General features: G+C 62.8%; 12 protein-coding genes. 7 read left to right on the top strand and 5 right to left on the bottom strand.

What is annotated here, in order from left to right; genetic code table 11:
• Positions 1–46: 46 nt before the first annotated feature.
• A complete protein-coding gene (gene fabF / locus CO675_RS15645; RefSeq protein WP_097672993.1) occupies positions 47–1309 on the bottom strand; it encodes a beta-ketoacyl-ACP synthase II in 1263 nt (420 codons plus the stop codon).
• Between the two features lie 649 nt (positions 1310–1958).
• Between fabF and CO675_RS15640 the strand changes: the two genes are divergently transcribed.
• The 3 genes from CO675_RS15640 (at position 1959) to CO675_RS15635 (ending at position 4024) form a co-directional block, all read left to right on the top strand.
• The gene (locus tag CO675_RS15640) at positions 1959–2774 is read left to right on the top strand and encodes an abortive infection family protein (protein ID WP_097672805.1); all 816 of its coding nucleotides are present in this window, start codon (positions 1959–1961) and stop codon (positions 2772–2774) included.
• The gene (locus CO675_RS39950; RefSeq protein WP_143279018.1) at positions 2755–3018 is read left to right on the top strand and encodes a hypothetical protein; all 264 of its coding nucleotides are present in this window, start codon (positions 2755–2757) and stop codon (positions 3016–3018) included. The genes CO675_RS15640 and CO675_RS39950 overlap by 20 nt, the downstream gene beginning before the upstream one ends.
• Positions 3019–3217: 199 nt before the next feature.
• Entirely contained in the window at positions 3218–4024 is an 807-nt protein-coding gene (locus CO675_RS15635; RefSeq protein WP_143279017.1) for a hypothetical protein, read from the top strand.
• A gap of 170 nt (positions 4025–4194) precedes the next feature.
• On the opposite strand, the gene CO675_RS15630 is transcribed toward CO675_RS15635, so the two are convergent.
• The 3 genes from CO675_RS15630 to CO675_RS15620 form a co-directional block, all read right to left on the bottom strand.
• Positions 4195–5133 carry a hypothetical protein gene (locus tag CO675_RS15630; protein ID WP_097672803.1) on the bottom strand — a complete coding sequence of 313 codons (939 nt, stop codon included), beginning with the start codon at positions 5131–5133 and terminating at the stop codon, positions 4195–4197.
• Positions 5134–5364: 231 nt separating this feature from the next.
• On the bottom strand, positions 5365–5601 hold the full coding sequence (locus tag CO675_RS41740; protein WP_283808109.1) for an HGGxSTG domain-containing protein: 237 nt from the start codon (positions 5599–5601) through the stop codon (positions 5365–5367).
• A gap of 26 nt (positions 5602–5627) precedes the next feature.
• A complete protein-coding gene (locus CO675_RS15620; RefSeq protein WP_097672801.1) occupies positions 5628–6287 on the bottom strand; it encodes a hypothetical protein in 660 nt (219 codons plus the stop codon).
• Between the two features lie 422 nt (positions 6288–6709).
• Between CO675_RS15620 and CO675_RS15615 the strand changes: the two genes are divergently transcribed.
• From CO675_RS15615 to CO675_RS15605, 3 genes are all read left to right on the top strand, one after another.
• Positions 6710–9031, top strand: a complete 2322-nt coding sequence (locus CO675_RS15615) for a molybdopterin guanine dinucleotide-containing S/N-oxide reductase (RefSeq protein WP_097672800.1) — start codon at positions 6710–6712, stop codon at positions 9029–9031.
• A gap of 103 nt (positions 9032–9134) precedes the next feature.
• A complete protein-coding gene (locus tag CO675_RS15610) occupies positions 9135–10178 on the top strand; it encodes an alpha/beta fold hydrolase (protein WP_097672992.1) in 1044 nt (347 codons plus the stop codon).
• Between the two features lie 25 nt (positions 10179–10203).
• Positions 10204–11079 carry a PhzF family phenazine biosynthesis protein gene (locus tag CO675_RS15605; RefSeq protein ID WP_097672799.1) on the top strand — a complete coding sequence of 292 codons (876 nt, stop codon included), beginning with the start codon at positions 10204–10206 and terminating at the stop codon, positions 11077–11079.
• Positions 11080–11084: 5 nt separating this feature from the next.
• Here the strand turns inward: CO675_RS15605 and CO675_RS15600 are convergent, their stop codons facing one another.
• Positions 11085–11597: a winged helix-turn-helix transcriptional regulator gene (locus CO675_RS15600; protein WP_097672798.1), complete on the bottom strand. Its 513-nt coding sequence runs from the start codon at positions 11595–11597 to the stop codon at positions 11085–11087.
• Positions 11598–11806: 209 nt separating this feature from the next.
• Here CO675_RS15600 and CO675_RS15595 point away from each other — a divergent pair, with 209 nt between their 5' ends.
• Positions 11807–12445: a 2-hydroxychromene-2-carboxylate isomerase gene (locus CO675_RS15595; RefSeq protein WP_097672797.1), complete on the top strand. Its 639-nt coding sequence runs from the start codon at positions 11807–11809 to the stop codon at positions 12443–12445.
• The last annotated feature ends 37 nt before the right edge of the window (positions 12446–12482 follow it).

The following is a 12482-nucleotide window of genomic DNA, read 5'->3' as shown; positions in this document are numbered from 1 at the left end:
TTCGCTCGTCTCGGCCCCGTCGGGGAGGGGTGAGCCGCCTGCCGGCTTACGACCAGCGTCGAAACACCAGGCTGGCGTTGACGCCGCCAAATCCGAATCCGTTCGAGATCGCGTGTTCAATGGCCATCGGCCGCGCGAAATTGGCGACAAGGTCGATGCCCTGCGCCGCCGGATCGGCGTGCTCCAGGTTGAGCGTCGGCGGCGCGACCTGGTCGCGCAGCGAAAGGATCGTGAAGATCGCCTCGACGCCGCCGGCAGCTCCCAGCAGATGTCCGGTCGCCGACTTGGTCGCGCTGACGGCAATCCGTCCCTCGCGCCCGAACACCCGTTTGATGGCTTCGAGTTCGGAGAGATCGCCGACCGGCGTCGAGGTCGAATGCGCGTTGAGATGCTGGATCTGGTCGGGCCGCAACCCGGCCTGCCGCAACGCCGCCTCCATCGCGCGCCGCGCGCCGTCGCCGTCTTCCGGACCCGCGGTGATGTGATAGGCGTCCGCCGTGGTGCCGTAACCGACGAGCTCGGCGATCGGCTTGGCGCCGCGCCGAAGCGCGTGGTCGAGCTCCTCGATCACGAGCACGCCGGCGCCTTCGCCCATCACGAAACCGTCGCGGTCGCGGTCGAACGGCCGCGACGCCCGCGCCGGCGTGTCGTTGAACGAGGTCGACAGCGCCCGCGCCGCCGCAAAGCCGCCGAGGGCGACCGGATCGATGCAGGCCTCCGCGCCGCCGCAGATCGCAACGTCCGCTTCGCCCGACCTGATCAGCCGCGCCCCATCGCCGATCGCCTGCACGCTCGCGGCGCAAGCGGTCACCGGCGCGCCGATCGGACCCTTGAAGCCGTATCGGATCGTGATGTGCCCGGCCGCGAGATTGGCCAGGAAGGACGGAACGGTGAACGGCGACAGCCGGCGCAGCCCGCTTGTCTCCGCGGTGCGCACCGCGTCCGCGATCGCCGGAAACCCGCCGATCCCGGATGCGATCACGGTCGCGGTGCGCTCCTGCGCCCGCGCCTCGGTCGGCATCCAGCCCGCTTGAGCTGTAGCCTCCGCCGCCGCCAGCAGCGCGAACAGGATGAAGCGGTCCATCTTCTTCTGGTCCTTGCGCGGCGCCGCCAGATCAGGATCGAACCCGCCCTCGGCATCGGAGGCCTTGTCAGGGACCTGTCCTGCGACCCGCGCCGGCAGCGCCGCCGCCCACGCCGGCAATGCGCTGAGCCCGGACCGCCCCGCCAGCAGCCTCGACCACACCAGTTCGGTGCCACAGCCCAGCGGGGACACCGTGCCCAGGCCCGTTACGACAATTCGACGCATGGTGCTCCTGTTGTGGTCTTTGCGAACCGGCATGGCCTGGACGCGGGACTGCCCAGATTTATATGACGATTGTCATCTATTGGTTCGACCGGTCGAACGTCAAGGTGCGGCGTCACGCCGTTCGTAGGTGTTCCCGCGTTTCCCGCAACGCTGAATCCAGCGTCTGTGCGAACTTGCGGCTGCCATAGACGCCGACGAGCTCAGCGACGCCCTGTTGCTGACTGTAAGCATCTACGGCATGGGTCGACGCTCGCGGTGGCCAAGCTGCTGATCGATGCGAGCGTGGCTATGCCCTGAGATGGATGAATAATGGCGAGGCCGATTGAGCGAAACTCGATCGATTTTTGTATTTTATCTCAGTGACTTAATGGTGCGAGGGCTTTATTTTAGTGGCACGCGTCACGGCGATTCCAATAGTTTACACGCGGAAGCAATTCCAGATGGTCCGCCGACCAAGCGCGTACACACGCATCGACCATTTGAGGAACCTTTTCCGGGGATAAATTGCGGGGCATCGTTAGCGCATCGTGCTCCACCTTGAAGTGAACCCAAGCTCTTTCTACTTCGCGATGAGCTCCCAGTCTCAAGCCTCGGCGCTCGAGCAGCGACCGGCAGCAAGCCACGGGCCGGCTAACCTAGTGAGACAACGATGGTTCAGTTGAAGCATTCCGAAAAGAGAATTCTCGAAGACGCGCTCGACATGAGCAGCGGCTACGTACTCAATTTTTCCGATCGAACCTTTGCTGAATTCTTTGACGACCATGGGATCACAATCTACCAGGAGAAGTACGGCTTTAATGGCACTTCAAAGGCCAAGCATATGCGTGCCTTCATCGAGGTCGAGGATGCATTCACACTCTGCCGTGTGCTGCGGCAGCTATGGGAGCATCGGGAGAGCATACCTTCATATCAAAGGGCCGACGCTACAGGGCAGTTGAAAACGAGGTTTTTCGCTTTAGTCAACAAGTTGGAAAGTGGCGATGAAATCCCTCGTACCGATGCGATCGACCGCTTCGCCCGCGACGAAACACTAGAGGAACTTGTGGCGTCAATCGAGCGCGACATTGGAGCCAATAGGCCCGCCGCTGCGCTCGACAGACTTCACACGTACTGCATGAAGAAGTTTGGGCACCTGTTGGATGTGCACGGCGTCAATTGGGATCGAGCGGAACCTCTACACAGCCGGGTCGGTAAGTATGTGAAGGCGCTTGGTCAGGAGCGGGACCTGCGCGACGTTACCTCGCAAATCATTAAGAACGCGATCGGTGTGTTCGATAAGTTCAATCATGTGCGCAACAACCAGTCCCTCGCGCACGACAACGATCTGCTAGATCAAGCCGAAGCGCGATTCGTTTATGATTCCATCACAGCTATTCTACGATTTATCAAAAGCGTTGAGGCCAAGTTCGACACCGCGGGCGTGACGACGGCGGCTGCAGCCAACGATGACAAAATTCTATTTTGAACAAGATCGCCAGACGCTATGGCGTGAGAACCTAGTGGGACAACGAAGGATGACCGACAATCAAAACCCGGAAGGCGTGCGCGTCATGTCGTGGGCGCAGATAGAAAATCTCGGCGTCAACGAAGCGACTGGAGAATTGTATTGGCGCGGTAGGCCGGTGGAGACGAAACGTCCCCTTGTCCTTTCGTCCTGGCAAAATTTGTCGCCTTCCTCGTCGCAGCCTTCACCATCATGGGCGGGTTAGGTGCAGTTGCTCAAGGTTGGGCAGCTTACAACGATTGGGCCTGCAAGGTGAAATGGGTTGCGGTGTGTCCACCGCCAAATTGATTTGGTACTAGTGCTAAGTTACGGTGACGGTGCGCTCAACTTCGCACTGGCGATTTAGTGCAATTCACCGCAATTGAATCACACACTGCGGCAGCCGCTTTTCGGGAACACTGGCCATGGCGTCCGAACCAGAAGTACCCGGTGAGCCACGGCGGAAGCGGGCACGAGGCGAAAAGACCCGACGAGGCAATCCAAACCGGCTCACGGTCGATCAGCATGTGTTCCCAGCTAAGAGCATCGAACGTTTTGTCGATACAGATGGGCGCGTGTCTGTGCAGTTCCTGCAGCGCAACAAATCGGTCCGCGCGAAGTCGGATAACTCGATTTTTTGCGCCGATCGTTCATGGGATCAGCGAGTCGAAAGAGGATTCATGAAGCAAATTGAAGACGCGTTCCAAGAAGCCGTAAGGCCTATCCTGGAGGCGAAGGCAACAAGTGTGTCAGCCGAAGCCAGGCCCACAATCGACCGTATGTACTCGCTTTGGTACTGGCGTGCTCGCTACAGAGACCTAGAATCGCAGGAAATCGACCTAAAGGGGATTGTTGGTAGCAATCTTTCGCTCGAGCAGGAAGAGAACCTGGAGAGCAACGGGTACATGTTCGCTCGGGCAAACGGTAAGATGCCGGCGCGCCAGATGAACGGTGTGACGCTAATGATCCGCACGTACCGCTATGCTGACTACCTCACCAACACCATTTCCAGGTGGGGGGTGATCAGAGCGCGGGCCGGGGAGTTCATCGTGCCCGATATGCCATGGCATGGCGTCCTCCCGCTAACGCCGCAACTAGCGTTCATCAACTCCGCACCGGATGGCCTGTTTACCGAAGAGAGCGTGGCGGAGTTCAACAGTGCGATGCGCGCGGGCAGCGAGAACTATTTTTTTGCGCGCGATTTCAGGTGCTCGCCGTTCAGTTTGCCGTAAGCAGACAGAATTTGCGCAGCATCGGCGCCATCGATGATGCACTATCGACGTGGTCTGCGTCGCTCGTAGGCAACGGCAACTGCGGTGGCAGTGTCCACTTAAATCCTCTATTTGGTGCACCGTCCGTCACCATAATTTGGCGAGTGCTCCTTGTTAAGTATTGTTCCCATCTAACTCGCTTCGGCTATTGCAACGGGCGGCGGTGGGAGGGGAGCGAACGCCGTAGTTGCCGTAGCTTGGATTCCCGGCAACGAGGGTTGTTCCGGATTTTCCTTTAGTTCGCGCATATCTTTCGCCATCTCGGTCATTGTCGCGATGCTAATATTAAACACCGTATCGGCCCCCGGCTCATCCAACGTGTCTCGCGGATGCATCAATGGGTTACGATCAAACTCCCGAATCCTGTCGATCATTGCCGCCACTTTCGGAGATGGGTATTTTGATTTTCGTTTACCGCGCGTGTTCGACAGACGCGTGAAGCCCTTTACATAGTCATACCAACTACGAAATTTTGGCTTCTTACCTGCCACCGCTTCGTAATAGTCCTCCATGACGATCTCAAGGCCACGCAAGGCATGGAAGCCGCAAGCGGTGTAGCTATCTACCGCAAAACATCGTCCGGCCTCATCAATCTCCTGCATGGCTTCTTTGGAAATTTGGCCGCGGTAGTTCCCGTGAATCTTATCGGAGGCGCGGTTCACAAGAGAGGCAGTATCATAGATTGCTTTCCTTTCGATAAAGTACGTCTCGTTGTCACGGCACTCAGCCTTGAAAACATGCGTAAAGCTCTCAAGTGCAGTTCGCACGGAGTAAAAGGTCCAAGACTCCAATTCCGTGTTTGTATCCCTGAATACTGCGCTCCCGTCAGCGCCCTTCGTCATGATGTATTCCGCAATGAATTTACGAGAGGCAGCACTTAACGCTCTTGCTTCGTTCCTCGCCAATTGAAAAGCGTCCTGTTCGGCAAACGTATCCAATGCGTCGGCCGCAGCTTGCAGCGGCCACCAAGCTTCTACGATCTTTAGCTTTTGGCCCGAATTAACAACGTTCCCGAGGCGAACTAGCGCCGCCCCGATCTCATAGAAATCAACGACATTCAGCCGCTTCATCGGACGGCACCTCTGTCTACCAATAGAGTTGGGGAATCGGAAAACTCTACCAGAGATACTATGTTCAGTCAAAGTTGTGGCTCCTCTCTTTTGGACTATCGATTCGAATGACCGTCCCTCTCTGCAGCGATCAATCTCGATAGTGGTTTTGGCCAAACACGTGTGGGAGGATCACGCTCGGATGACCTATCTCCTGTGCGCAAAGTGCGTTCAGCTTCACCGAGACAATCATCACTTCATCCCCTCTAACATCTTCCGCACCTCCCCCAACACCTCCCGAATCCGCCTCCGCTCTTCGATCGCATCCCTGGTGAACAGCCCGTGCTTGCGCGCGTTCCGGTTTGCCCTTGGCGCGCCGGATCCCTCGGCGCCGCCGTGCATGCGGCAGCGCGCCTTGCCGTGCACCGCCGGCGCGCGGCACGCGCCGCCCGAGCGGGTCCTGGCGCCGCAGCGCGGGCTCGCCCGCATCGCCCCGGTGGTTCTGATGTGATCGCTCATGCCTCTGCGTTTTGCCCGGCATCGGCGGCATCGTGCCGTCGCCCGGCGCTCGCGGGCCTCAGTGCTCGCGCCGCGGCGGCCGGGGTCTGGTCGGAGACGATCACGCTCGCGTGCTGGGTGATGGTGCCGACGATGGCGTTGCCGCCGTCCTCCACCTTCACGTTCTGCACGGTGATGGCGGGCTCGCGCTGGCTGCGATAACGATTCAGCGCGTCGATCTGGGCGGGGAAGGTGCGGGTGAGCCGGCCGAGCGCCCGCGCGGCGCTGTCGTGCTGGGCGAGGTCGTCGGCATGCGCGAGGTGATGGGCGCAGCGCATCGCCATCACATGCACCGACACCATCTGCGCCACCAGCATGGCCTCGACGGAATCCCGCGGCTTGAGGCTCTTCACCATCGAGATCATGAAGGCGAGGTTGACCTCGCAGGGCCTGCCGCCGCTCACGCTGGCCTTGACCAATTGCCGCAGGATGCCGTCCATCGCGTCGCGATCGGCGACGCCCAACGCGTTCGCCATCAGCGCTTCGCCGAGCTTGCGGTCGGGATGGTCGATCGCGTATCCGCGTCGCGTGAGTTTTATCCGCGGTGTCGCGGCGGCGTGGCTCGGATCGGTTGCGGCGACCGTGGTCGGCGTGGTGGCTTCAAGTTCAGGTGTCATGTCGACGATCCCTAGGGGGTGCGCGGCACGCGCGCAGGCGATCGCTCGCTGCGGCTGCCGGTGCGATGTCGATTGTGGGGAGGGGGCGGTCGCAAGCGCAATCGTCGCGCCGCTTATTGCGGGCGAGGGAGGCGCTTGCACGATTTCGGAATATTGGAAATGTATCGCTGAGTTGCCCGACGTGTCAAGTTGCCTTGTCGAGCGCCGGCAGCCGGCCGCTTACTGTGCATGGGGTTGTTTTCGATATTTTGCCTGCGCGCCCCGCGGCGGACAGTTCCGCCGCGGTCGCCCGCAGTCATGCCGCCACGGCACGGGGCGATAACCCGCCGGCGGGTACCGCGTGCCGACTGGATCACTATACTGGCCGGAATGTTGCGACCCGGGCACGGCCTGACCTCCGGCCTGCGGATCAAGGAGACGAGATGAGCGAGACCATTGGCTTCCCCGATCCCGACCTCGATCTGTCCGATGGTTTCAAGCCGCATACCTCGCATTGGGGCGTGTTCTCGGCGCGGCTCGGCAAGCAGGGTCTCGAAGTCCGGCCCTATGGCGGCGATCCCGATCCGAGCGGCATCGTCAACAACTTCCCCGGCGCGCTGCGCCACCAGGCGCGCATTGGTAAGCCCGCGATCCGCCGCGGCTGGCTCGAGCGCGGGCCCGGTCCCGACGAGCGCCGCGGCCGCGACGAGTTCGTCTCGGTGAGCTGGGAGCAGGCGATCGATCTGCTCGGCGGCGAGCTCGCGCGGGTTCGCGACACGCTCGGCCCGGGCGCGGTGTTCGGCGGCTCCTATGGCTGGTCCAGCGCCGGCCGCTTCCACCACGCGCAGAGCCAGGTGCATCGCTTCCTCAACATCGCCATGGGCGGCTATGTCCGCTCGGTGAACTCCTATTCCTCGGGCGCGTCCTCGGTGCTGCTGCCGCAGATTCTGACCGGCTACGAGGACATCACCAAGCGCAACGTCACCTGGGAGCAGATCGCGGCCGAAACCGACATCGTGCTGGCGTTCGGCGGCATGGCGCTGAAGAACTCGATGGTCGCCGGCGGCTCGATCAGCAAGCATGTCGAGCGCGGCGCGATGGCAGCCGCGCAGCGGCGCGGCTGCCAGTTCATCCTGGTCAGCCCGCTGCGCGAGGATCTGCCGGTCGAGGCCGGCGCCGAATGGCTGACGGCCACCCCCGGCACCGACACCGCACTGATGCTCGGCATCGTCCATACGCTGGTCAGCGAAGGCCTGCACGATCAGGCTTTCCTCGATCGCTACACCGAGGGCTGGCCGGTGTTTTTGCGCTATCTCACGGGCGAGAGCGACGGTGTGCCGAAGAGCGCCGAATGGGCCGCCGCGATCTGCGGCATCGACGCTGAGGCGATCAGGACGCTGGCGCGCCGGCTTCCCGGCCGGCGCGCGCTGATCACCGTGTCGCATTCGCTGCAGCGCGCCGAGCATGGCGAGCAGCCGGTGTGGATGGGCATGGTGCTGGCGGCAGCGCTCGGCCAGATCGGCCTGCCCGGCGGCGGCTATGCCTATTCGCTCGGCGCGATCGGCTATTACGGGCGGCGCGTCAACGCGGTGCCCGGGCCGACGCTCGGGCAGGGCCGCAACGGCATCGCCGACTTCATTCCGGTGGCGCGCATCGCCGACATGCTGCTCAATCCGGGCACCACCTATCGCTACAATGGCGAGACGCGGACCTATCCGGATATCCGCCTGGTCTATTGGGCCGGCGGCAATCCGTTCCACCACCACCAGGACCTCAACCGCCTGCGCAAGGCATTCGCGCGGCTCGATACGCTTGTCGTGCACGAGCTTGCCTGGACCGCGACCGCGCGCCACGCCGACATCGTGCTGCCCGCGACCATGACGCTTGAACGCGAGGACATCGGCTATTCCAGCAACGATCCCCTGATGGTCGCCATGCACCGGATCGCCGAGCCGTTCGGCCTCGCCCGCGACGACTACGACATCTTCGCCGATCTTGCCGAGCGGCTGGGGGCCCGCGAGCCCTTCACCGAAGGCCGCACCTCGCGAGAGTGGCTGCAACATCTCTACGAGCCGACCCGCAAGGCGCTCGCCGCGCGCGGGCTCGAGTCGCCCAGCTTCGAGGAGTTCTGGGCGCGCGGCAGCCTGGTGGTGCCGCAGCATCTCGACGACGGCGGCTCGCTGCGCCGCTTCCGCGAAGACCCGCTCGCGCGACCGTTGCCGACCCGAAGCGGCCGCATCGAGATCTTCTCGCAGAAGATCGCCGATCATGGCGATGCGGATTGTCCGGGCCATCCGGTCTGGCTCGAAAAGACCGATACGCCAAAGCCGGATACGCCGTGCTTCCTGGTCGCCAACCAGCCGGTGACGCGTCTGCACAGCCAGCTCGATTTCGGCGGCCATTCGCTCGATGCCAAGCACCGCGGCCGCGAGGTGGCGCGCATGAATCCGCGCGACGCTGCGGCGCGCGGCATCGGCGACGGCGACATCATCCGCATCTTCAACGCGCGCGGCGCCTGCCTTGCCGCGGTGCATGTCACCGACGGCATCGCATCAGGCGTGGTGCAACTGCCGACCGGCGCCTGGTACGATCCGATGGACCCCGAGGAGGAGGCGCCGCTCTGCGTGCACGGCAATCCCAACGTGCTGACACGTGATATCGGCACCTCATCCTTCGCGCAGGGCTGCACCGGCCAGCTGACGACTGTCGAGGTGGAGCGTTTCAACGGCAATCTGCCGCCGATCCGAGCGTTCGATCCGGCGTAATTTCACCATCGGATCACGAACAAATCATCTGTTGGCGCTGGATGACGCCGAGCCGTTCGGCTACGGCATCACGAAGTCGTCCCTGAGTTCCGGATTTGCCGAGATGCACCTGAAAACCCTGCTTCACCTTGCCGTCGCAGCGACAATCGCGCTCGGTTCGTCCAGCGCATGGGCGCAATCGGCCGCCGAGCCGGCCTATGGGCCGGAATTGCAGGGTTTCGACTATCCCTATCCGGTCGAGCACTATCGCTTCAGCTCGCAGGGGCAGGAGCTCGACATGGCCTATCTCGACGTCAAGCCGGCGACGCCGAACGGGCAGACCGCGGTGCTGCTGCACGGCAAGAATTTCTGCGCCGCGACCTGGGACGGCACCATCAAGGCGCTCAGCGGCGCCGGCTATCGCGTGATCGCGCTGGATCAGATCGGATTCTGCAAATCCTCCAAGCCGGAACGCTATCAATTCACCTTCCAGCAGCTCGCCGGCAACAGCCGCGCGCTGCTGGCTTCGCTCGGCATCGAACATTCGATCATGGTCGGCCATTCGACCGGCGGCATGCTCGCGATGCGCTACGCGCTGATGTATCCGGAGGCCACCGACCATCTGGTGCTGGTCGATCCGATCGGACTCGAGGACTGGAAGGCCAAGGGCGTGCCGTGGCTCAGCCTCGATGGCTGGATGCAGCGCGAGGCCCGCGTCACCGCCGACAGCATCCGCGCCTATGAGCGCGCCACTTACTATGCCGACACCTGGGATGCGTCCTACGAGACCTGGGTGCAGATGCTCGCCGGCATGTATCGCGGCGAGGGCCGCGCCGCCGTGGCGTCGAGCTCGGCGCGGCTCTACGACATGATCGCAACCCAGCCGGTGTTCTACGAGTTCGAGCAGATCAGGCCGCCGACCCTGCTGTTCGTCGGCGACAAGGACACCACCGCGATCGCCAAGGACACCGCGCCACCCGAGATCCGCAAGACGCTCGGCAACTATCCGGTGCTGGGCAAGGCGGCCGCCAAGCGGATTCCGCATGCGCAGCTGATCGAATTCCCCGACCTCGGCCATTCCCCGCAGATCCAGGCGCCGGCGCGCTTCCACGCGGCGCTGCTCGGCTGGTTGCAGCATCCGGAAACCGGTGCGACGTTGGTCAAATAGCAACGCGAGACGAGCGGGCGACATCATGACGACAGCCGAGATGGTCAGCGTGTTCACGGTGGATGGGCAGGGCGGCAATCCCTGTCCGATCGTGGTCGATGCAAGCGGCATGAGCGCCTCCGAAATGCAGGACGTCGCCCGCCGCCACGGTCACGAGTCCGGCTTCGTGTTGCCGGCCGAGAGCCGCGATTTCGACGCCACCTTCCGCTTCTTCGTTCCGAACCACGAAATGGAGATGTGCGGTCACGCCACCATCGGCGCGCTCTGGCTGCTGGCGCGCCATGGCAAGCTGCCCGGCGATACGGTCCGGATCTCGACGCGCAGCGGTCCCGTCACCGGCTTCATCAGCCGGGATCATAGCGGCGAGCCGAGTGTCGAGATCACCCAGCCGGCTGGGAAGACCGTTCCGCTCACCGATGCACAACGCGATGACGTGCTGCGGGCGCTTGCGGTCGGGCCGGATGCGCTCGGCACGGCGACGCCCTGCAATGCCGTCACGTCGCGGATCAAGACCCTGATCCCGATGCGCTCGCCGGAGGCGCTGAATGCGTTGGATCCCGCGGCCGAGCAGGTCGAAGCGGTCTGCGGCCGGATCGGATCGACCGGGCTCTATCCCTTCGCGGTAATCGACCAGAAGGCGCGTCTGTTCGAGGCGCGGCAATTCCCGCGCTCGTCCGGCTATCGCGAGGATGCCGCAACCGGCATTGCGGCCGCGGCGCTGGCGTTCGGATTGCTCGACAGTGGCCTGGTCGCGCCGAACGACGCGGAGATTCGCATCCTGCAGGGCCGGGCCATGGGGCGCCTGTCGGAGATCCGCGTCCGCATCGGCTTTGCCGGTGGCCGTGCTGTCGGCTGCCTGCTCGGCGGCAATGTCGTGTTGATGGCTGCGCCGTCACACTGAATGAGCTAGCTCGATTCCGCGGCGCGCTTGGCGCGCTCCCGCGCGCTGGCGTGCACCGGCGACGATTTCCGGGCGCCGGGGCCCGGATGCACATGGACCGCCTTCGCGCTCAGCGGCTCGCCGCACTCCGAGCAGACCATGACAGGGTCGAACATCTTCCCGCAGCTCTTGTGTTCGTGCAGCAACGGCCGGCCGCGCGCGTCGACCATGTGGATGTTGCCCCAGTGCACGATCGACATGATGATCGGATAGAGGTCGAGGCCCTTCTGCGTCAGGATGTATTCGTAGCGCTTCGGCGCCTCCTGATAGGGAATCTTGCGCAGCACGCCGAACCGCACCAGCTTCTTCAGCCGGTCGGCGAGCAGATGCCGGGTGATCCCGAGCGATCCCTGGAAGTCATCGAACCGTCGGATGCGCAGGAAGCATTCGCGCAGGATCAACAGGCTCCAGCGGTCGCCGATCACAGCGACGGTGCGGGCCAGCGAGCACGGCTCCTCCTCGAGGGTATCCCATTTCATCGGCGTCTCCTGCGATCTGCGACGGCATCGCACATAAAATTCTAAAACAGAACTTACGTCATTTCAATAGGATGCCTACGTGGTGGCTGCCACTCGGTCATTGGATGACAAATATCATATTGACAGTTCTAAAATAGAACTTATGGTCCGGGCCACGATCAACCGGGCGGCAACAGGCGATGGCCGCCCATCGAAGGGAAGGGCGTTCCATGGCTGCTCCGCTCAAGGTCGAATTCCATTTCGATTTCGGAAGCCCCAACGCCTATCTCGCCGAACTTGCGCTGCCCGGGATCGAGAAGCGCACCGGCGTCAAGTTCGACTACATCCCGGTGCTGCTCGGCGGCGTCTACAAGGCCACCGGCAACATGTCGCCCGGCGAGTCGCTGCGCGGCATCAAGAACAAGCCCGAATACAACGCGCTCGAGACCGAGCGTTTCCTGCGCCGCCACAACGTCACGAAGTTCGCCATGAACCCGTTCTTTCCGGTGAACACGCTGGCCTTGATGCGCGGTGCGGTGGCCGCGCAGTTCGAAGGCGTGTTCGAGCCCTATTTCCGCGCGGCCTACAACCACATGTGGGTCGAACCCAAGAAGATGGACGACCCGCAGGTGTTCCGCGCAGCTTTCCTGTCTTCGGGTCTCGACATCGATCGTCTCATCGCCCGCGCCCAGCAGGATGACGTCAAGAAGAAACTGATCGACAACACCAGCGATGCGGTCGCGCGTGGCTCGTTCGGCTCGCCGACGTTCTATGTCGGCAACGAGATCTTCTTCGGCAAGGACAAAGTGCGCGAGGTCGAGGAGGAGATCGTCGCGCAGCTGGCCGCCGGGCAGCGCAAGACCGCCTGAGCAGTAAATTCAACACAACAAGCCCAAAGGGCAGCGA

The sequence above is a fragment of the Bradyrhizobium sp. C9 genome, assembly GCF_002532045.1.
In the GTDB taxonomy this organism is placed as follows: domain Bacteria; phylum Pseudomonadota; class Alphaproteobacteria; order Rhizobiales; family Xanthobacteraceae; genus Bradyrhizobium.
Note: the sequence above shows the minus strand (reverse complement) of the source record. Positions and strands in the feature narration are given on the sequence as shown.

Coding starts and splice junctions, on each gene's coding strand:
- fabF (WP_097672993.1), bottom strand. CDS start 1,309: ATGCGTCGAATTGTCGTAACGGGCCTGGGCACGGTGTCCCCGCTGGGC.
- CO675_RS15640 (WP_097672805.1), top strand. CDS start 1,959: ATGGTTCAGTTGAAGCATTCCGAAAAGAGAATTCTCGAAGACGCGCTC.
- CO675_RS39950 (WP_143279018.1), top strand. CDS start 2,755: ATGACAAAATTCTATTTTGAACAAGATCGCCAGACGCTATGGCGTGAG.
- CO675_RS15635 (WP_143279017.1), top strand. CDS start 3,218: ATGGCGTCCGAACCAGAAGTACCCGGTGAGCCACGGCGGAAGCGGGCA.
- CO675_RS15630 (WP_097672803.1), bottom strand. CDS start 5,133: ATGAAGCGGCTGAATGTCGTTGATTTCTATGAGATCGGGGCGGCGCTA.
- CO675_RS41740 (WP_283808109.1), bottom strand. CDS start 5,601: ATGCGGGCGAGCCCGCGCTGCGGCGCCAGGACCCGCTCGGGCGGCGCG.
- CO675_RS15620 (WP_097672801.1), bottom strand. CDS start 6,287: ATGACACCTGAACTTGAAGCCACCACGCCGACCACGGTCGCCGCAACC.
- CO675_RS15615 (WP_097672800.1), top strand. CDS start 6,710: ATGAGCGAGACCATTGGCTTCCCCGATCCCGACCTCGATCTGTCCGAT.
- CO675_RS15610 (WP_097672992.1), top strand. CDS start 9,135: ATGCACCTGAAAACCCTGCTTCACCTTGCCGTCGCAGCGACAATCGCG.
- CO675_RS15605 (WP_097672799.1), top strand. CDS start 10,204: ATGACGACAGCCGAGATGGTCAGCGTGTTCACGGTGGATGGGCAGGGC.
- CO675_RS15600 (WP_097672798.1), bottom strand. CDS start 11,597: ATGAAATGGGATACCCTCGAGGAGGAGCCGTGCTCGCTGGCCCGCACC.
- CO675_RS15595 (WP_097672797.1), top strand. CDS start 11,807: ATGGCTGCTCCGCTCAAGGTCGAATTCCATTTCGATTTCGGAAGCCCC.